The sequence below is a fragment of the Pseudomonas sp. LH21 genome (genome assembly GCF_036549575.1).
GTDB lineage: Bacteria > Pseudomonadota > Gammaproteobacteria > Pseudomonadales > Pseudomonadaceae > Aquipseudomonas > Aquipseudomonas peradeniyensis.
The window spans coordinates 3,088,554-3,105,799 of record NZ_CP144367.1 but is presented as its reverse complement, the minus strand read 5'-3'; the positions used below and the strand labels follow the sequence as shown (position 1 = coordinate 3,105,799).

Sequence of the window (17,246 nt, the reverse complement as noted above, 5' to 3'; positions counted from 1 at the left end):
AGCCCTGAGTGTCATGGCAGGCAGCATACTGCCCGCGTCGCGTGGCGTCTCTGGCGGCTGATCAGAGGCGTTCGAGCACCAGGGCGATGCCCTGGCCGACGCCGATGCACATGGTGCACAAGGCGTAGCGCCCGCCAGTCTGCTCCAGCTGGTGCAGGGCGGTGGTGACCAGCCGTGCGCCGCTCATGCCCAGCGGGTGACCCAGGGCAATGGCGCCGCCGTTGGGGTTGACCCGGGGATCGTCGTCGGCCAGGCCCAGCTCGCGCAGCACGGCCAGGCCCTGGGCGGCGAAGGCTTCGTTGAGTTCGATCACGTCCATATCGGCCAGGGACAGGCCGGTCAGTTCCAGCACCTTGCGGGTGGCCGGTACTGGGCCGATGCCCATCAGTCGCGGCTCGACGCCCGCCACGGCGAGGCCAAGGACCCGGCCACGAGCCTTGAGGCCATGTAGCCGGGCTGCCGCGGGGCTGGCCAGGAGCAGGGCGCAGGCGCCGTCGTTGACCCCCGAGGCATTGCCGGCGGTGACGCTGCCGCCGTCGCGGAACGGCGTGCCGAGGCGCGCCAGTTGCTCAAGGGTGGTGTCGCCCCGTGGATGTTCGTCGTGCTCGACGCGCTTGGCCGTGCCTTTGCGCTGGGGGATCTCCACCGCGACGATCTCCCGGGCCAGGCGGCCATTGGCCTGGGCGGCGGCGGCCTTGAGCTGGCTGCGCAGGGCGAAGGCGTCCTGGTCCTCGCGGGAGATGGCGAAGCGCTCGGCGACGTTCTCGGCGGTCTCGGGCATCGAGTCGATGCCGTATTGCGCCTGCATCAGCGGGTTGACGAAGCGCCAGCCTATGGTGGTGTCGAACAGCTGCGCGCTGCGACCGAAGGCCTGTTCCGACTTGCCCATGACGAAGGGCGCCCGCGACATCGATTCGACGCCGCCGGCCAACATCAGCCCGGCCTCGCCGCAGCGCAGGGCGCGGGCGGCGTTGCCGATGGCGTCCAGGCCCGAGCCGCACAGGCGGTTGATCGTGGTGCCGGGCACCTCGATCGGCAACCCGGCCATCAGGCCGGCCATGCGCGCGACGTTGCGGTTGTCTTCGCCGGCCTGGTTGGCGCAGCCGAGGATCACATCGTCCACGGCCGCCCAGTCCAGCTCCGGGTGGCGCGCCATCAGTGCCTTGATCGGCACTGCGGCGAGGTCGTCGGGGCGTATGCTCGACAGTGCGCCGCCATAGCGGCCGATGGGCGTGCGCACGGCATCGATGATCAGCGCGTGGGGCAGGGTGGCATCAGTCATGGGAGGTCTCCGGCGACAGCACGGTGCCGCGCACTTTGTAGGATTTGCCGTGGAACAGGGCGATCAGCTCGCCCTGCTGGTTCTCGATGCGCACGTCGTAGTTGCCGGTGCGGCCCTTGCGGCTCTGCTCGCCGGCGGTGGCCAGCAACTGATCGCCCAGGCGTGCCGGCGCCACATAGTCGATGCTGCAACCCAGGGCCACGGCCGCTTCATCGTAGCTGTTGCAGGCGAAGGCGAAGGCCGAATCGGCCAGGGCGAACAGGTAGCCGCCGTGGCAGGTGCCGTGGCCCTGGAGCATGTCGGCGCGCACGCGCATGCTCAGTCGGGCGCAGCCGGGGCCGGCGTCGAGCAGCTCGATGCCCAGGCCCTGGCTGGCGGCGTCGCGGGCGAACATGGCCTGGGCACAGGCGCGGGCCAGGGTGTGTGCGGATTGTTCAGCCATGCAGGCGGCCTCCTTCTGCGTGGGTACGGCGTAGCAGCAGGGACGGGCGGTAACGCTCCTCACCGTAGCTGCGTTGCAGGTTGTCGAGTACGCTCAGGGTGAAGCCGACCCCCAGGCCGTCGGCCCAGGCCAGCGGGCCGCGCGGGTAATTGACCCCGGCGCGCATCGCCAGGTCGATGTCGCCAGGCGTGCCGACGCCTTGCAGCACCGCGTCGGCGGCCTCGTTGGCGAGCATCGCCACGGTGCGCAGCACCACCAGGCCGGGCAGGTCGGCCACCGGGCAGACGCTCAGCCCGGCCTGGGCGAGCAGGGCGACGGCCTGGTCAAGGGCCTCGTCACTGCACTCGGCGTCGTGGCTGATGGCCAGGCGCGTGGCGCTGGCGTAGTCCAGGGCCAGGTCCAGCAGCACCAGGTTGCGCAAACCGTCCTCGCGGGCGCGCTGGCTGGCCAGGCGGCCATCAGACAGCGCCAGGGTGGCGTCCCCCACCCGCAGCAGACCGCTGCCAGCGCGTTCGGTGATGCCCATCCCCTTGGCGCGCAGGCGCTCGACCAGGGGCTGCAGGACGCCGAGGTCACCTTCCACCGTGCAGTGCTCGACAGGCGCCTGGCTGGTGAGTGCCGCAGGCTCTGGTCGCTCGGCACCGTCGGCGTAGCTATAGAAGCCCTGGCCGGTCTTGCGCCCGAGGCGCCCGGCGTCGACCAGCTCTTTTTGCACCAGCGATGGCTGGAAGCGGAAATCGCCATAGAACGCCTCGAACACCGAGCAGGTCACCGCGTAGTTGACGTCATGGCCGATCAGGTCGGTCAGCTCGAAGGCGCCCATGCGAAAGCCTCCGGCGTCGCGCAGCAGGGCATCGAGGGTGGCGCAGTCGGCGGCGCCCTCCTGCAGCAGGCGCAGGCTTTCGGCGTAGAAGGGCCGAGCCACGCGGTTGACGATAAAGCCCGGCGTCGAACGGGCATGCACCGGTTGCTTGCCCCAGTTGCGGGCGGTGTCGTACAGGGTGGTCGCCAGTGTCGGCGCCGTGGCCAGCCCGGACACGACCTCCACCAGCGCCATCAGCGGTGCCGGGTTGAAGAAGTGCATGCCGATCACCCGTTGCGGGTGGCGGAGCCCGGCGGCAAGGCTGGTGATCGACAGCGAAGAGGTGTTGCTGGCCAGGATGCAGTCGTCGGCGCACCGGGCTTCAAGTTGGCGCAGCAATTCTTGCTTGATCGGCAGGCTTTCGACGATGGCCTCGATCACCAGGCGGGCATCGGCCAGGTCGTCGAGGCTGTCGATCGGTTGCAGGCGAGCGCGGATGGCACTGCGGTTGTCAGGGGTGAGCCTGCCTTTTTCCACCAGCCGGCCGAGCTGCCGGTCGATACCCTCGATGGCCTGCGCAGCGGCGCCGGGGCGGTTGTCATACAGGCGTACCGGGTGGCCGGCCTGGGCCGCCACCTGGGCGATGCCGGCCCCCATGGCGCCGGCGCCGATCACCGCCACCAGGGCGTGGTTGTCGAGTGCGGCCATGGTCAGCGCCCCTTGAACGCAGGTGTGCGTTTGTTCATGAAGGCGCCGACGCCCTCGCAGTAGTCCTCGCTGCGCCCGGCCAGGCGTTGCAGGTCGCGCTCCAGTTCCAGCTGTTCGTCGAAGCGGTTGTCGAAGCTCTGGTTGAGGGCGCGCTTGATCAAGGCCAGGCCATAGGTGGGCTGGGTCGCCAGGTGGCGGGCGAGCTTGAGCGCCTCGTCGCGCAACGCGGCATCGTCCACCACCCGATGGATCAGCCCCCATTGCTCGGCCTGCTCGGCGCTCAGGCGCTCGCCCAGCAGGGCCAGTGCCTTGGCCCGGGCCATGCCGACCAGGCGCGGCAACAGCCAGGTGCCGCCGGAGTCCGGCACCAGGCCGATCTTGCAGAACGCCTGGATGAAGCTTGCCGAGCGCGCCGCCAGCACCAGGTCGCAGGCCAGCGGCAGGTTGGCCCCGGCGCCGGCGGCCACGCCGTTGACCGCGCAGATCACCGGCAGCGGCAGGTCGCGCAGGCTGCGCACCAGCGGGTTGTAGAACTCTTCGATGGACTGACCGAGGTCAGGCAGCTCGGCGCCGGGCGCGACGTTGCGGTCGGCCAGGTCCTGGCCTGCGCAGAAGCCACGGCCTTCGCCGGTCAGCAGCAGCACCCGGGCGGTTTCGCTCTGGCGCACCTGCTTCAGCGCCTCGCGCACTTCCAGGTGCATGGCGCTGTTGAAGCTGTTGAGCTGCTCGGGCCGGTTCAGCGAAAGCAGGGCGACGCCGTCGTCGCCAATGGAAAACAGGATGTGCTGGAAGGACATGACTGGCTCGCTCCGTCAGTCGGTGGAAGGCTTACAGCCCTTGGAATCGGGCCGGGCGTTTGGCCTGGAAGGCGCGGATACCCTCGTCGCGGTCGGCGGTGCCGGCCAGCAGGGTGAAGGCGTGGCGTTCGAAGCGCAGGCCGCAGGCCAGGTCCATGTCCTGGGCCTTGAGCAGCGCCTCCTTGGCCAGGCGCACCGCCAGCGGTGCCTTGGCGGCGATGGCGGCGGCCACCTGCAGGGCGCGCTCTACGGTGAGTTCGGGCTGGGTGACTTCGCCGACCAGGCCTGCCTGCAGGGCATGACGGGCATCAATGGCTTCGCCGCCGAGGACCATCTGCATGGCCAGCGGCTTGCCCACGGCGCGCAGCAGGCGCTGGGTGCCGCCGGCGCCGGGGATGATGCCGAGGTTGATTTCCGGCTGGCCAAAACGGGCGTCGCTGCCGGCGATGACGATGTCGGCGCACATCACCAGTTCGCAGCCGCCACCCAGGGCAAAGCCGTTGACGGCGGCGATCAGGGGTTTGCCAAAGCCGGCGATGCGCTGCCAGTGGGCCACGCGCGGATCGTTGAGGATGCCGACCAGGTCGCGCTGGGCCATTTCGTTGATGTCGGCGCCGGCGGCGAAGGCCTTGCGGCTGCCGGTGATGACCACGGCGCGGATCTCTGGATCCTGGTCGGCGGCGTCCAGTTCTGCGGCCAGCTCTTCCAGCAGCGCCGTGTTCAGGGCGTTGAGGGCTTGCGGGCGGTGCAGGGTGATCAGGCGGACGCCGTCCGCCGGGGCCTGCACGATGAGGTTGCTTGGCATGGGGGTACCTCAGGCTGCACGTTCGGCGCCGGCTGGGGCCGGCTTTTCTTGGAGTTGTTCGTGGTGCTGGGGCAAGTATATGTACAAAGCGATACGCAAAATCAACATTGAAATTGTAATTACGTATCTGTATTTGAGGCGAGTGACGCTATCGCGGGGCAAGCCCGCTCCCACGCTGCCTCGCTTATTAGGGCTTTCGTGGCAGCGAGATTGCCCAGCGATAGGGTGGTTAATGCGCGTAAGTCGTGTGAAGAAAGCGATACATCAGCAAGGCATTGACTAAGTGATTTGATCTGATACAGGATCTCCATGTCTTCTGAATCATATCGAGCACCCAGCCCATGCCCTGCTATCGCCTCGACGGCCTGACCCCAGTGGTTCATCCCAGCGCCTATGTTCACCCCAGCGCCGTGCTGATCGGCGACGTCCTGGTCGGCCCCAACTGCTACATCGGTCCCCTGGCCTCGTTGCGCGGCGATTTCGGGCGAATCATCCTGGAAGAGGGCGCCAACCTGCAGGACACCTGCGTGATGCACGGTTTCCCCGGCGGCGATACGCTGGTCGAGCGCAACGGCCATATCGGCCATGGCGCGGTGCTGCACGGCTGTCGGATAGGCGAGGACGCCCTGGTCGGCATGAACGCGGTGGTCATGGACGGCGCGCATATCGCCCCACGCTGCATCGTCGCCGCCACGGCCTTCGTCAAGGCGGGGTTCACCTGCCCGGAGCAAAGCCTGGTGGTTGGCGCGCCGGCCGAGGTCAAGCGCCCGCTCAGCGACCAGGAGCTGGCCTGGAAACAGCGCGGCACCGCCGAATACCACAGCCTGGCCCGGCGCTGCATGACCGCGCTGGTGGAGTGCCCGCCGCTGACCGCGCCCGAAGCGGACCGCCCACGCATGGGCGACACTGGCTTCAGGCCCAAGGCCGAGGGTAGCGCATGAGCCTTGCGCGGTCGCGGCAGGCAGGTATAGTCGAGGCTTTAGCCGCGCCTCGTTCCCCCATGAGCAGCCTTGCCCCCCTGAACCACCTGATCACCCGTTTCCAGCAGCAGACGCCGATCCGCGCCAGCTCCCTGATCATCACCCTCTATGGCGATGCCATCGAACCCCATGGCGGCACGGTCTGGCTGGGCAGCCTGATCAACCTGCTGGAGCCGATGGGCATCAATGAACGGCTGATCCGTACCTCGATCTTCCGCCTGACCAAGGAAGGCTGGCTGACCGCCGAGAAAGTCGGTCGGCGCAGCTACTACAGCCTGACCGGCACCGGCCGGCGGCGTTTCGAGAAAGCCTTCAAGCGCGTCTACAGCGCCAGCCTGCCGGCCTGGAACGGCGCCTGGACCCTGGTGCTGCTGTCACAGCTCGACGCCGGCAAGCGCAAGGCCGTGCGCGAAGAACTGGAATGGCAGGGCTTCGGCGCCATGGGCGCGAACCTGCTGGGCTGCCCGCGCACCGACCGTGCGGACCTCGCCGCGACCCTGCGCGAGCAGGACGCCGAGGACGATTGCATCGTCTTCGAAACCCACGCCCAGGAAGTGCTGGCCTCCAAGGCCCTGCGCGCCCAGGTGCGGGAAAGCTGGAACATCGAGGACCTGGGCCAGCACTACAGCGAGTTCATCCGCCTGTTCCGCCCGCTGTGGCAGGCCATGAAGGACATCGAGGCGCCGAGCCCGCAGGACTGCTTCCTGGCGCGCACGCTGCTGATCCACGAATACCGCCGCCTGTTGTTGCGTGATCCGCAACTGCCGGACGAGTTGTTGCCGGGGGATTGGGAAGGGCGCGCGGCGCGGCAGCTGTGCCGCAACCTGTACCGGCTGGTGCAGGGCAGGGCGGAGGAGTACCTGGCCAGCGCGCTGGAAACGGCGGATGGGCCGTTGCCGGATGCCAACGAGAGTTACTATCGGCGGTTTGGTGGGCTTGGCTGAGATGGGTATAGCCGCTCCTACAGGGTGCGCGCCAGCCGCGCAATCATGGCTTTCTGCGCGACAGCGCTGGGCCGATTGTCGGGTGTTCTTTCTTCAGATCACAAAGAACCCATGGGTCCCATCCCGCCCCAACTGGTCCACCAACCCGAACTCCCAATCCAGATACCCCTGCATCGCCTCCCGAGGATTGTCGGTGCCTTCATAGGGACGACGATAGCGATCGATGCGTGGCGCGCCGAGACGCCGCTCGCCTTGCTCGATCGGCAGCCCGGCGGCGTGCCAGGCGCTGTTGCCGCCTTCGAGCACGAACACCGGCTTGCCGCTCAGGGCCGCTACCTCCGGCGCGGCATAGCGCGCCAGCTGGCTCGAGCCGCAAGTGAGGACAATGCGTCGTGCTCCGGACAACGACGCCAGCACATCCTTCAGCTGGCTGCGCAGCGCCCACACCGCGCCAGGAATATGCTGCCTGACATGGTTGGCGCTGGTGGTGAAGTCCAGCACCTGGGTACCCGGCTCCGATAGCCAGTCGGCGAGGCGGGCGGGGCTGATGGTATCGGCCTGGGGCGGCGACGGCACGGGTGCGACCCAGGCACCGGTTTGCGTGAAGTCGTCCGAGGACACCCCCTCGAGCACCGCCACCTCCCAGCCCATCTGGGCCAGCCATGACGCGCTCATGTTGGCGCGCACGCCGTCATCGTCCACCAGCACCAGGCGCGCGCCGCGCACACTGGCGACATGGTCGGTCTCCTGCACCAGCTGGCCGCCGGGCGTGGAGCGGGCGCCGGGCAGGTGGCCCAGGGCAAACTCCTCGGGCGTGCGCACATCGAACAGGTAGGTGGTGCGCTGCGCTTCGGCCTGCCATTGGCGCAGGCCCGCCAGATCGATGCGTGCCACACCCGCGCGGTCGGCCACCTGGCGGGCGCGTTGCGCGGCGCTGTCGCGGGTGGCGGCGGTCACGGCGCGGAAACGGCGCGACTGGCCTTGCTCCAGGGTTTGCCCGGCGAGGGTCCAGCCGATGGTGCCGTTGCGCAGGGCTGCCACCGGGTTGGGAATACCGGCATTGACCAGCGACTGGGTGCCGATGATGCTGCGGGTGCGCCCTGCGCAGTTGACGATCACCCGGGTGGCCGGGTCGGGGGCCAGCTCCGCCACGCGCAGCACCAGTTCGGCGCCGGGCACGCTGATGCCGCCGGGGATGCTCATGGTCTGGTACTCGTCGAAGCGACGGGCATCCAGCACCACCACGTCGGCGTTGGCGTCGAGCAGCGCCTTGACCTCTTCGGCAGCCAGCGAGGGCGTATGGCGCTCGGCCTCGACCAGTTCGCCGAAGGCCTTGCTCGGCACGTTGACATCGCGGAACAACTCGCCCCCTGCTTCGCGCCAACCGGCCAGGCCGCCTTCGAGCAGCGCCACGTCGGTGTAGCCGAGGGCGAGCAGGCGCTGCGCGGCGGCCGACGCCAGGCCTTCGCCGTCGTCGTAGACGGTGATGGGCGTGTCGCGGCGCGGCACTCGGGCGTAGATCTCCAGCTCCAGGCGCGACAGCGGCACATTGGCGGCGAACAGCGGATGGGCCTGGGCGAACGGGTCTTCCTCGCGGACATCGAGCAAGGCCAGCTCCTGGCCGGCAAGGAGGGCGGTGCGGATAGCGTGATAGCTGCGACGGGTGACCTGGCTCATGCGCGGTTCTCTTTCGACAGATCCCAGAGGTTGGGCAGATGGTTGTTGGAATAGCCGGAAATGAAGGGCTTCTCTGCGCCCTCGGCGCTGTACACCGCACGCCGCACCGCGCCGATATTGGCGCCGTAGACATGGATGCTGATGGAGGTGCGGTCGGCATGGGCGTTGCGCACCTGGTGCAGGTCACCGATGCGCGGTGACACCGCGATCACCTGGCCGGGTTCCAGCCGCTCGGCCAGTCCTTCCGGTTGCAGGGCACCGTGTGACAGGGCGTAGCCCTGGCTGATCTCGCTGCCGCGCAGCATGCCGATCAGGCCCCAGGTGCGATGGTCGTGCACGGGCGTTTCCTGGCCCGGCCCCCAGACGAAACTGACGATGGAAAACCGCTGGCTGGAATCGGCGTGCAGCAGGTACTGCTGGTAGCGCTCCGGGTTGGGCCGGGCGTAGTCGTTCGGCAGCCAGTCGTCGACACTGACCAGCTCGCGCAGCAGCCGCGCGCCTTGGTCGAGCAGGCGTGGCTCGTCCGGTGCCTGGGCGAGGAGGTCGGCCAGCTCGCCGATGAAGCCGCGTAGCCGTCCGAGGTTGGGCGTTTGAGACATGGGTTCCCTCGATGTCCGTCAGGTGAGGCAGCGCCGGGCGCTACCGTGGCGAGGGAAAAGGTATTATTCTTGTTACGTATTTTTCCAGATATTTATTATGCGAATTAAGAATGAAGATAGATGATATCGATGCATTCGTGGCCGTCATCCGCAGCCAGTCCATCAGCCAGGCGGCCGAGTCGCTGCGCCTGACTCAGCCGGCCATCACCCGTCGGGTGCAGAACTTCGAGGAGGCCCTGGGCGTCAGCCTGCTGGACCGCAATACCAAACCGCTGAAACCCACGCCCATGGGCATGCGCGTCTACGAGCAGTGCCGGGCGGTGCTGCGCGAGATGGACGCGCTGCGCGAGCTGGTGCTCAGCGACTCCTCGCCCAGCGGCGCCCTGCGCCTGGGGGTGCCGCAGACCGTCGGCGACGTGGTGCTGCTCGACGCCCTGAGCCAGCTCAAGGCGCTGTACCCCGACCTGCAGACCCAGGTCGCCACCGGTTGGGGCAGCCACCTGCTGGGCAAGATGGAAAATGGCGAGCTGGACGCCGTGGCGGCGCTGTTCCCGGCCGGCAAGGTATTCCCCGAGGGCATCGTCGGCCGCTCGTTGGCGAGCATGGACCTGGTGGTGGTGGCTGCCCGTGGCGAGGTGGGCAAGCGCAGTTGCAAGCTCGCCGACTGCTACCAGCGTGGCTGGGTGCTCAACCCCGACGGCTGCGGCTTCCGTGCCGGCCTGCAGCGGGCGCTGAACGACGAAGGGCTGTCGTTGCGGATCAACCTGGAGACCTTCGGTACAGAGCTGCAGCTGGGCTTGATAGCCAATGGACTGGGCTATGGCCTGGTGCCACGGCCGTTGCTGGACAACAGCCGTCACCGCGAGCGCCTGGAGGTTGTGCAGGTGAGCGATTTCAAGCCGGTGATCGACCTGTGGCTGATCCATCCGCGTTTTCTCGGCAACCTGCAGGCGCCGGTGGCGTTGTTCGGTGAGACCGTGGCGCAACGGGTGGCGAATCAGCTGTAAAGCCAATCGCCGCCCATATCCGGAGGTTAAAATTGTTGCATGTAAGAAGTCGTTATAAATGCATTATTTGTATATTAGGTTAGAAGCAGATCGAATTTCACGGCACTTTTTAAGATCGATAGCATAAGGATCAAGCCAGGCACCGGCGGGCTTGATCGACACTCCCGCCACGGCCAGCAATCAATGGAACGGCCTTGAGCTAGGAGATGGGATGTCCCGGCAAAGCAACACCCTCGTACCCATCACGGCCCTGCTGCACTGGCAGGGCTTTCGCAACCTTGGCCTGCGCCTGGTCAGCCCGTTGCTGCTGCTGGCGGCCTGGGAGCTGGCCTCGCGCAGCGGCCTGCTGCCGCCGCGAATCATCGCCGCGCCCAGCGCCATCGGCGACACCCTCTGGCAGATGATCGTCAGCGGCGAGCTGGCCGGCCATTTGTGGGTGTCCCTCAAGCGCGCCTTGAGCGGCCTGGCCATCGGTGTCAGCGTGGGCACTCTGCTGGCATTGCTCGCAGGCCTGTCGCGACGCGGCGAACTGGCCATCGACTCGCCGGTGCAGATGCTGCGCACCTTGCCGTTCCTGGCCATCGTGCCGCTGTTCATCTTGTGGTTCGGGGTGGGCGAAACGCCCAAGATCGCCCTGATTGCCCTGGGCACCACCTTCCCGGTGTACCTCGCCCTGTTCTCCGGCATCCGTGGCGTCGACCCCAAGCTGGTGGAGGCCGGGCGGCTGTTCGGCCTGGGCCGCCTGGGGCTGGTCTGGCATGTGATCCTGCCCGGCGCGCTGCCGGCGTTCTTCGTCGGCCTGCGCTACGCCTTCGGCATCAGCTGGCTGGGCCTGGTGGTGGTCGAGCAGATCAACGCCAGTGCGGGTCTGGGCTACCTGGTCAACGATGCCCGCGACTTCATGCGCACCGATGTCATCGTCATCTGCCTGATCGTCTACAGCGTGCTGGGCCTGTCCATCGACGCCCTGGTGCGCCTGCTCGAACGCCTGGCCTTGGCCTGGCGCCCCACCTTCATAAGGAATTGACCATGGAAGTCGCACTGCAACGCCTGCGCCCCCCGGTGCGGGTGCGCGGGCTCACGCGCAGGTTCCAGGGCCACACGGTGCTCGACGGCCTGGACCTGGACCTGGCGCCCGGCGAATTCGTTGCCTTGCTCGGGCGCAGCGGCTCGGGCAAGACCACGCTGCTGCGGGCGCTGGCCGGGCTCGACCGGGTGGAGGCCGGCAGCCTGGAGGTGCCTGGCGCCCATGCGGCGGTGTTCCAGGAGCCACGGCTGATGCCCTGGAAGCGGGCCTGGCGCAATGTCGTCCTGGGCCTGAGGGGCGCCGAGCCGAAAGCGCGTGCCCTGGCGGCGCTGCGTGAGGTGGGCCTGGCGCACCGCACCGAGGCCTGGCCGGGCACGCTGTCCGGTGGCGAGGCCCAGCGTGTGGCCCTGGCCCGGGCATTGGTGCGCGAGCCGCAATTGCTGCTGCTCGACGAGCCGTTCGCCGCGCTGGATGCCTTGACCCGCATTCGCATGCACCAGTTGATCCTCGAACTGTGGCGTACCCATCAGCCGTCGGTGCTGCTGGTCACCCATGACGTCGACGAGGCCCTGCTGCTGGCCGACCGCGTGGTGGTGCTGGACGCCGGGCGCATCGCCGAGCAGATCCCGATCCGCCTGCCGCGCCATCGCGAGGTGGCCAGCCGTGGCTTCCAGGAACTGCGCCAACACCTGCTGGCCCTGCTCGGCGTCGAAGCGCCCGCGGCCAGCCATGCCCACACCCTCGCACGGACCGCCCAACGATGAGCCTCGACCTGTACAGCGCCACCCAGGCGCCCGACCTCGACTCACCGGCCTTCGCCGACCTGCTGGCCCGCCTGAGCGACGAATTTGCCGCCAGCGCCGCCGAGCACGATCGCCAAGGCAGCTTCCCCCACGCCAACCTGCGCCGCCTGCATGAACACGGCCTGCTGGCCCTGACCGTGCCGCGCCGCCTGGGTGGTGGCGAAGCAACGCTGGCCCAGGCCCGACGGGTGATCGCCGCCGTGGCCCGGGGCGAGCCGTCCACCGCCCTGGTGCTGGTGATGCAGTACCTGCAGCACGCCCGATTGCAGCAGAACCAGGCCTGGCCCGAGCACCTGCGCCTGCGCCTGGCCCGCGAGGCGGTGACCGACGGCGCGCTGGTCAACGCCCTGCGCGTCGAGCCGGAGCTGGGCACCCCGGCCCGGGGCGGCCTGCCGGGCACCGTCGCCCGGCGCGTGGCCGAGGGGTGGCGGATCAGCGGGCGCAAGATCTACTCCACCGGCATCCCCGGGCTGACTTGGCTGGCGGTGTGGGCGCGCAGCGACGAGGCCGAGCCGCGGGTCGGCACCTGGCTGGTGCACCGCGACACGCCGGGCATTCGCATCGAGGAAACCTGGGACCACCTGGGCATGCGTGCCACCTGCAGCCACGATGTGATTTTCGATGATGTACTGGTGCCCGTCGAACAGGCTGTGGATGTCCTGCCGGCGCACCAGCCACGCCCATCCGAGCTCGACCACAACGGCGTGCTGTGGCTGGCCGTGCTGCTGTCGAGCATCTACGACGGCGTTGCCCGCGCCGCCCGCGACTGGCTGGTAGGCTGGCTGGCCGGGCGCACGCCGGCCAACCTCGGCGCGCCGCTGTCGAGCCTGCCGCGCTTTCAGGAGCTGGTGGGGCGTATCGATGCCTTGCTGCTGTCCAATCGGGTGTTGCTCGACGCCGCCGCCGAAGGGCGCATCCCGGCAAGCGAGGCCACCCAGGTCAAGTACCTGGTCACCACCCAGGCCATCAGCGCAGTCGAATTGGGCATCGAGGCCATCGGCAATCCGGCGCTGGCCCGGGGCAACCCGCTCGAGCGGCATTACCGCGACGTGCTGTGCAGCCGTATCCACACGCCGCAGAACGACGCGGTGCTCGGCGCCGCCGGCCGCGCGGCATTCGCCTTGCCCAGCCGTGGCGGCCAGGCATGAGCGGCGTGCGTATCGCCAGCCAGCTGGATGCGCGGTTCAACGCGTTGCTGGCTGCCGTCGTGCCGGGCGTGGAGATCCTGGCGTTGCCCAGGGGCGTGCCCCATGGGCTGCCGGAGGATATTCGGGTCTTGCTGGCCGCGCCCGACCCTGGCCTGCGTGACGCCGCCGCGCCGCCCTCGGGCTGGCCGTTCGGGCTCGGCTTCGTGCAACTGGTCAGTTCCGGCACCGACTACTTTCCCGACTGGTTGCTCGAGCCGCTGCCCGTGGCCAGTGCTCGCGGGGTAACGGCGGACAGCCTGGCCGAATTCGCCCTGGCGGCGATGTTCGCCGCCGCCAAGCAACTGCCTCACCTGTGGATCGACGAGCCCGGGCAATGGCAACCACGTCCGCTGGCCTCGCTGGCCGGCAGCACCTTGGGGATCTACGGTTTCGGGCGGATCGGCCAGGCCCTGGCGCGCAAGGCCCTGGCGCTGGATATCGAAGTGATCGCCCTGCGCCGCTCGGCCAGGCCGTTCGAGGTGGCCGGTGTGCGGGGCGTGGCCAGCGTCGAGGAACTGTTCGCCCGCGCCGATCACCTGGTGCTGGCGGCACCGGCCGACCCGTCGACCCGGCATGTGGTCGATCGGCGCAGCCTCGCCCAAGCCAAGCCTGGCCTGCACCTGATCAATATCGCCCGTGGCGCCCTGGTCGACCAGGACGCCTTGCTCGAGGCACTGGACAGCGGCCAAGTAGCCCTGGCCAGCCTCGATGTCACCGAGCCCGAGCCGTTGCCGGCCGGGCACTGGCTGTACAGCCACCCCAAGGTCCGGCTGAGCCCCCACACCTCGGCCAACACGCCGCAGGTGTACCGCAACCTCGCCGCGCTGCTGGCGCGCAACCTCGATCATTTCCGTAGCGGACGACCGCTGGAGAACTTGCTGGCCCAAGGAGAGACCGCATGAGCGCCAGGCTGAGCCGCCTACCCACCGCCTATTCATTGCCCCGCGACGGCCACACCGTGCATCGCTGGCAGGACCCGCCCCAGCAACCGACCCACGAGGCCGAGCGACGCTTGCGCAAGCAGCGCCTGGCCGGCTCGTTCCGCCTGTTCGCCCGGCACGGCTTCGATATGGGCGGCGCCGGCCATATCACCGTGCGCGACCCGCAGTACCCCGATCACTTCTGGGTCAATCCGGTGGGTGTGTACTTCGGCCATATCCGCGTCAGCGACCTGCTGCTGGTGAGTCCTCGGGGTGAGATCGTCGAAGGGCAGGGCGCGTTGAACCTGGCCGCCTTCGCCATCCATGCGGCGCTGCACGAGGCGCGCCCGGATGTGGTGGCCGCCGCCCATGCCCATTCGTTGTACGGCAAGGCGTGGTCGAGCCTGGGGCGCCTGCTCGACCCGCTGACCCAGGACGCCTGCGCCTTTCATGGCAAGCACGCGCTGTTCGACAACTTCACCGGGGTGGTGCTGGAGGCCAGCGAGGGGGCGCGCATCGCCGCCACCCTGGGGCCGGACAAGGTCGCGCTGATCCTGCAGAACCATGGGCTGCTCACCGTCGGGCGCACGGTGGAAGCGGCAGTATGGCGCTTCATCGCCCTGGACAACGCCGCCCATGCGCAACTGCTGGCCGAGGCCGCCGGCACGCCGCGGCCGATCCCGGCGGCGGTGGCCGAGCACACTGCGCGCCAGGTCGGTACCGAGTTCGGCGGCTGGTTCAGCTTCCAGCCGTACTGGGACCGCCTGCTGCGCGACGAACCTGACTTTCTCGACTGAGTGCAAGGAGGCGCCATGAATCGCCGTCGTTTTCTGCAGTACAGCGCCCTGGGCGGGCTCGCCTGCGCGCTGCCCGGCGCCTTTGCCCGCGACTGGCAGGGGTTGACCCTGGGCGTGGCCACCTACAAGGGCGCCGCGCCGACCTTCTTCGAGGAGGCCGGCATCGAGCGCCCTGCGTACGAGGTGAAATATGCCGAGTTCAATGGCGGCAACCTCGGCTTCGAAGCGTTGATCAGCGGCACCCTGGACCTGGCGCCGATGAGCGAGATCCCGCCGATCTTCGGTATCCGCAACCAGGCGCCGGTCAAGCTCATCGCCGTGCTGACCGGTGACGTCAACAACCAGGCCTTCGTCGTGCCCAAGGGCTCTACCATGCAGTCGCTGGCCGAGCTGCCGGGCAAGCGCGTGGGTTATATCCGGTCGACGTCCTCGCACTACATGCTGCTGCGCGCCCTCAAGGACCAGGGCTTGACCCTGGCGGACATCCAGCCCCTGGCGCTGACACCCCAGGATGGTTTCGCGGCGTTCCAGAACGGCAACCTGGATGTCTGGGTGACCTTCGGCTATTTCATCCAGCTGGCCGAGCTGCGCAGCGGGGCGCGGGTGCTGCGCACCGGGCAGGGCTACCTGTCGGGCAACTATGTGATTGCCGCCAACCAGCGAGCGATCGAGGACCCGCGCAAGCGCGCGGCGATCGAGGACTACGTGCGCCGCGAGTACCGCAGCTGGCAATGGGTGCAGCACCATCCGGAGGCCTGGGCTGCGCGTTGCGAGCAGGTGCTGGGCATTCCCCGGGAAGTGTTCATCGCCCAGTACAAGGCCCAGAGCGGGCCGCGGGTGCTGCAGGCGGTGGACGATGCCGCGGTGCGTTCGCAGCAGGACGTGGCCGACACCTTCTACGCCGCCGGCGTGCTGCCCCAGCGCCTGGATGTGGCGCCGTTGTGGGATCGGAGTTTCAGTTGGACTTCGTGATTAACGCGGCCCCCCTGTAGGAGCGGCCTTGTGTCGCGAAAGGGCTGCAGAGCAGCCCCGTCGATCTTTAAATCCTGGGGCCGCTTTGCGGCCCTTTCGCGGCACAAGGCCGCTCCTACAGGGACCGCGCCTGGCAATAAGGAATTCTATGCCTCGCTCAACTCGATATGTCTGGGTGGCGTTGATGCTCGCCTGCGGCTGCGCGCTGGCCGATGTCCGCGCCCTCCACGAACGCCTGATCGTCCTCGACAGCCACCTGGACACGCCCATGCAACTGGCCCGGCCCGGCTGGGACATCGGCCAGCGCCACAGCTATGCCGACGACCTGTCCCAGGTCGACCTGCCGCGCATGCGCGACGGCGGCCTGGACGGCGGCTTCTTCGCCATCTTCACCCCCCAGGGGCCGCTCACGCCCGAGGGCCGCACCCTGGCCAGCGAGCATGGCCTGGCGGTGATCACCCGGATCCGCGACATGGTCGCCGCCCGGCCGGACGCATTCGCCTTGGCCACGCGGGCGCAGGAGGTGCCGGCGATCGTCGCCTCCGGCCGCCGGGTGGTGCTGATCAGCATGGAAAATGCCGAACCGCTGGCGGCCGACCCCGGCCGGCTGGCCACCTACCACCGCCTGGGCCTGCGCATGCTCGGCCTGGTACATGCGCAGAACAACGACTTCGCCGATTCGGCCACTGCGTTGCCACACTGGCATGGCTTGAGCCCGGCTGGCCGCGAACTGGTGCAGGCGGCCAACCGCCTGGGAATCCTCATTGATGTGTCCCATGCCTCCGATGCGGTGTTCGACCAGGTGCTGGCGTTGTCCAGCGCCCCGGTGATCGCCTCGCATTCCGGCGCCCGGGCCATCGGCCCGCATCCGCGCAATCTCGATGACGAACGATTGCGCCGGCTTGCCGCCAGGGGCGGGGTGGTGCAGGTCAACACCTACGCCAGCGATCTGGTGCCGCGTGCGCTGAACCCGGAACGGGACAAGGCCCTGGCGCCGCTGTACCGGGAGTTCCGTCTGGCGGCCAGCCTGCCACCGGCGCAGGTCGCGGACCTGGCCCGGCGCATACGCGAGGCCGAGGCCCGGTATCCATTGCCGGCGACCAGCCTGGACGACTTCATGCGGCATCTGCTGCACATCCTCGACGTGGTTGGCCCACGGCATGTCGGCATCGGCGCGGACTGGGATGGCGGTGGTGGGGTGGAGGGGCTGCGTGATGTCAGCCAGTTGTCGCAGATCACTGCGCGGTTGCTGGCGGCGGGGTACAGCGAGCAGGACCTGGCGGATATCTGGGGTGGGAACCTGTTGCGGTTGATGGGGGAAGCGCAGGCTGCTCATTGAGTAACGCGCTCACATGGACCAAAACCACGTTGTTTGATTTATCTGGGGCAGCGTGGGAGCGGGCTTGCCCCGCGATTCGGTGGCACCGGCTTCGCCAGTGATCGCGGGGCAAGCCCGCTCCCACGATAGAGTCCCCTAGAAATAGAGCAGGTGTTTCA

At 68.5% G+C, this 17,246-nt stretch carries 17 protein-coding genes; 10 read left to right on the top strand and 7 right to left on the bottom strand.

Annotated features, from left to right (window positions below):
• Window positions 1-61 precede the first annotated feature (61 nt).
• The 5 genes from pcaF to paaF are packed head-to-tail and all read right to left on the bottom strand — an operon-like array spanning window position 62 to window position 4,836.
• Complete coding sequence (gene pcaF / locus VUG52_RS14065; RefSeq protein WP_276554453.1) at window positions 62-1,282, bottom strand: 3-oxoadipyl-CoA thiolase; 1,221 nt, start codon at window positions 1,280-1,282, stop codon at window positions 62-64.
• Window positions 1,275-1,724: a hydroxyphenylacetyl-CoA thioesterase PaaI gene (gene paaI / locus VUG52_RS14060; RefSeq protein ID WP_050705735.1), complete on the bottom strand. Its 450-nt coding sequence runs from the start codon at window positions 1,722-1,724 to the stop codon at window positions 1,275-1,277. Before paaI ends, pcaF begins: the two co-directional genes overlap by 8 nt.
• Window positions 1,717-3,234: a 3-hydroxyacyl-CoA dehydrogenase PaaH gene (gene paaH, locus VUG52_RS14055; protein WP_262950626.1), complete on the bottom strand. Its 1,518-nt coding sequence runs from the start codon at window positions 3,232-3,234 to the stop codon at window positions 1,717-1,719. Before paaH ends, paaI begins: the two co-directional genes overlap by 8 nt.
• Before the next feature lie 2 nt (window positions 3,235-3,236).
• Window positions 3,237-4,031, bottom strand: coding sequence for a 2-(1,2-epoxy-1,2-dihydrophenyl)acetyl-CoA isomerase PaaG (gene paaG, locus VUG52_RS14050; RefSeq protein WP_262950625.1), 795 nt, complete (start codon window positions 4,029-4,031; stop codon window positions 3,237-3,239).
• Window positions 4,032-4,062: 31 nt separating this feature from the next.
• Window positions 4,063-4,836, bottom strand: a complete 774-nt coding sequence (gene paaF / locus VUG52_RS14045; RefSeq protein WP_050705738.1) for a 2,3-dehydroadipyl-CoA hydratase PaaF — start codon at window positions 4,834-4,836, stop codon at window positions 4,063-4,065.
• Between the two features lie 341 nt (window positions 4,837-5,177).
• Between paaF and paaY the strand changes: the two genes are divergently transcribed.
• Together paaY and paaX are read left to right on the top strand one after the other, a co-directional pair.
• Entirely contained in the window at window positions 5,178-5,777 is a 600-nt protein-coding gene (gene paaY / locus VUG52_RS14040) for a phenylacetic acid degradation protein PaaY (protein WP_262950624.1), read from the top strand.
• 59 nt (window positions 5,778-5,836) lie between these two features.
• The gene (gene paaX, locus VUG52_RS14035; RefSeq protein ID WP_262950622.1) at window positions 5,837-6,760 is read left to right on the top strand and encodes a phenylacetic acid degradation operon negative regulatory protein PaaX; all 924 of its coding nucleotides are present in this window, start codon (window positions 5,837-5,839) and stop codon (window positions 6,758-6,760) included.
• Between the two features lie 93 nt (window positions 6,761-6,853).
• Here paaX and VUG52_RS14030 read toward each other — a convergent pair whose 3' ends face one another.
• Together VUG52_RS14030 and VUG52_RS14025 are read right to left on the bottom strand one after the other, a co-directional pair.
• Window positions 6,854-8,437 (bottom strand): rhodanese-related sulfurtransferase, encoded by a 1,584-nt coding sequence (locus tag VUG52_RS14030; protein WP_262950621.1) that lies wholly within the window; start codon window positions 8,435-8,437, stop codon window positions 6,854-6,856.
• Window positions 8,434-9,036, bottom strand: coding sequence for a cysteine dioxygenase (locus VUG52_RS14025; RefSeq protein WP_050705742.1), 603 nt, complete (start codon window positions 9,034-9,036; stop codon window positions 8,434-8,436). The genes VUG52_RS14030 and VUG52_RS14025 overlap by 4 nt, the downstream gene beginning before the upstream one ends.
• A gap of 110 nt (window positions 9,037-9,146) precedes the next feature.
• Between VUG52_RS14025 and VUG52_RS14020 the strand changes: the two genes are divergently transcribed.
• The 8 genes from VUG52_RS14020 (at window position 9,147) to VUG52_RS13985 (ending at window position 17,088) form a co-directional block, all read left to right on the top strand.
• A complete protein-coding gene (locus VUG52_RS14020) occupies window positions 9,147-10,043 on the top strand; it encodes a LysR family transcriptional regulator (protein ID WP_050705743.1) in 897 nt (298 codons plus the stop codon).
• Window positions 10,044-10,254: 211 nt separating this feature from the next.
• Window positions 10,255-11,070 carry an ABC transporter permease gene (locus tag VUG52_RS14015; protein ID WP_262950620.1) on the top strand — a complete coding sequence of 272 codons (816 nt, stop codon included), beginning with the start codon at window positions 10,255-10,257 and terminating at the stop codon, window positions 11,068-11,070.
• A 2-nt stretch (window positions 11,071-11,072) separates the two neighbouring features.
• Window positions 11,073-11,834, top strand: coding sequence for an ABC transporter ATP-binding protein (locus VUG52_RS14010; protein ID WP_050705744.1), 762 nt, complete (start codon window positions 11,073-11,075; stop codon window positions 11,832-11,834).
• The gene (locus VUG52_RS14005; protein WP_050705745.1) at window positions 11,831-13,021 is read left to right on the top strand and encodes an acyl-CoA dehydrogenase family protein; all 1,191 of its coding nucleotides are present in this window, start codon (window positions 11,831-11,833) and stop codon (window positions 13,019-13,021) included. The genes VUG52_RS14010 and VUG52_RS14005 overlap by 4 nt, the downstream gene beginning before the upstream one ends.
• Complete coding sequence (locus tag VUG52_RS14000; protein WP_050705746.1) at window positions 13,018-13,962, top strand: NAD(P)-dependent oxidoreductase; 945 nt, start codon at window positions 13,018-13,020, stop codon at window positions 13,960-13,962. Before VUG52_RS14005 ends, VUG52_RS14000 begins: the two co-directional genes overlap by 4 nt.
• Complete coding sequence (locus VUG52_RS13995) at window positions 13,959-14,777, top strand: class II aldolase/adducin family protein (RefSeq protein WP_262950619.1); 819 nt, start codon at window positions 13,959-13,961, stop codon at window positions 14,775-14,777. The genes VUG52_RS14000 and VUG52_RS13995 overlap by 4 nt, the downstream gene beginning before the upstream one ends.
• 15 nt (window positions 14,778-14,792) lie before the next feature.
• Complete coding sequence (locus tag VUG52_RS13990) at window positions 14,793-15,749, top strand: ABC transporter substrate-binding protein (protein ID WP_050705748.1); 957 nt, start codon at window positions 14,793-14,795, stop codon at window positions 15,747-15,749.
• 148 nt (window positions 15,750-15,897) lie between these two features.
• On the top strand, window positions 15,898-17,088 hold the full coding sequence (locus tag VUG52_RS13985) for a dipeptidase (protein ID WP_331831666.1): 1,191 nt from the start codon (window positions 15,898-15,900) through the stop codon (window positions 17,086-17,088).
• The last annotated feature ends 158 nt before the right edge of the window (window positions 17,089-17,246 follow it).

Excerpts from the sequence above, each read along its gene's own strand:
- paaH (WP_262950626.1), bottom strand. The coding sequence starts at position 3,234 with ATGGCCGCACTCGACAACCACGCCCTGGTGGCGGTGATCGGCGCCGGC.
- paaX (WP_262950622.1), top strand. The coding sequence starts at position 5,837 with ATGAGCAGCCTTGCCCCCCTGAACCACCTGATCACCCGTTTCCAGCAG.
- pcaF (WP_276554453.1), bottom strand. The coding sequence starts at position 1,282 with ATGACTGATGCCACCCTGCCCCACGCGCTGATCATCGATGCCGTGCGC.
- VUG52_RS14005 (WP_050705745.1), top strand. The coding sequence starts at position 11,831 with ATGAGCCTCGACCTGTACAGCGCCACCCAGGCGCCCGACCTCGACTCA.
- VUG52_RS14020 (WP_050705743.1), top strand. The coding sequence starts at position 9,147 with ATGAAGATAGATGATATCGATGCATTCGTGGCCGTCATCCGCAGCCAG.
- VUG52_RS14010 (WP_050705744.1), top strand. The coding sequence starts at position 11,073 with ATGGAAGTCGCACTGCAACGCCTGCGCCCCCCGGTGCGGGTGCGCGGG.
- VUG52_RS14025 (WP_050705742.1), bottom strand. The coding sequence starts at position 9,036 with ATGTCTCAAACGCCCAACCTCGGACGGCTACGCGGCTTCATCGGCGAG.
- VUG52_RS13985 (WP_331831666.1), top strand. The coding sequence starts at position 15,898 with ATGCCTCGCTCAACTCGATATGTCTGGGTGGCGTTGATGCTCGCCTGC.
- VUG52_RS13995 (WP_262950619.1), top strand. The coding sequence starts at position 13,959 with ATGAGCGCCAGGCTGAGCCGCCTACCCACCGCCTATTCATTGCCCCGC.
- paaF (WP_050705738.1), bottom strand. The coding sequence starts at position 4,836 with ATGCCAAGCAACCTCATCGTGCAGGCCCCGGCGGACGGCGTCCGCCTG.
- VUG52_RS14015 (WP_262950620.1), top strand. The coding sequence starts at position 10,255 with ATGTCCCGGCAAAGCAACACCCTCGTACCCATCACGGCCCTGCTGCAC.
- paaY (WP_262950624.1), top strand. The coding sequence starts at position 5,178 with ATGCCCTGCTATCGCCTCGACGGCCTGACCCCAGTGGTTCATCCCAGC.
- VUG52_RS14000 (WP_050705746.1), top strand. The coding sequence starts at position 13,018 with ATGAGCGGCGTGCGTATCGCCAGCCAGCTGGATGCGCGGTTCAACGCG.
- paaI (WP_050705735.1), bottom strand. The coding sequence starts at position 1,724 with ATGGCTGAACAATCCGCACACACCCTGGCCCGCGCCTGTGCCCAGGCC.
- VUG52_RS14030 (WP_262950621.1), bottom strand. The coding sequence starts at position 8,437 with ATGAGCCAGGTCACCCGTCGCAGCTATCACGCTATCCGCACCGCCCTC.
- paaG (WP_262950625.1), bottom strand. The coding sequence starts at position 4,031 with ATGTCCTTCCAGCACATCCTGTTTTCCATTGGCGACGACGGCGTCGCC.
- VUG52_RS13990 (WP_050705748.1), top strand. The coding sequence starts at position 14,793 with ATGAATCGCCGTCGTTTTCTGCAGTACAGCGCCCTGGGCGGGCTCGCC.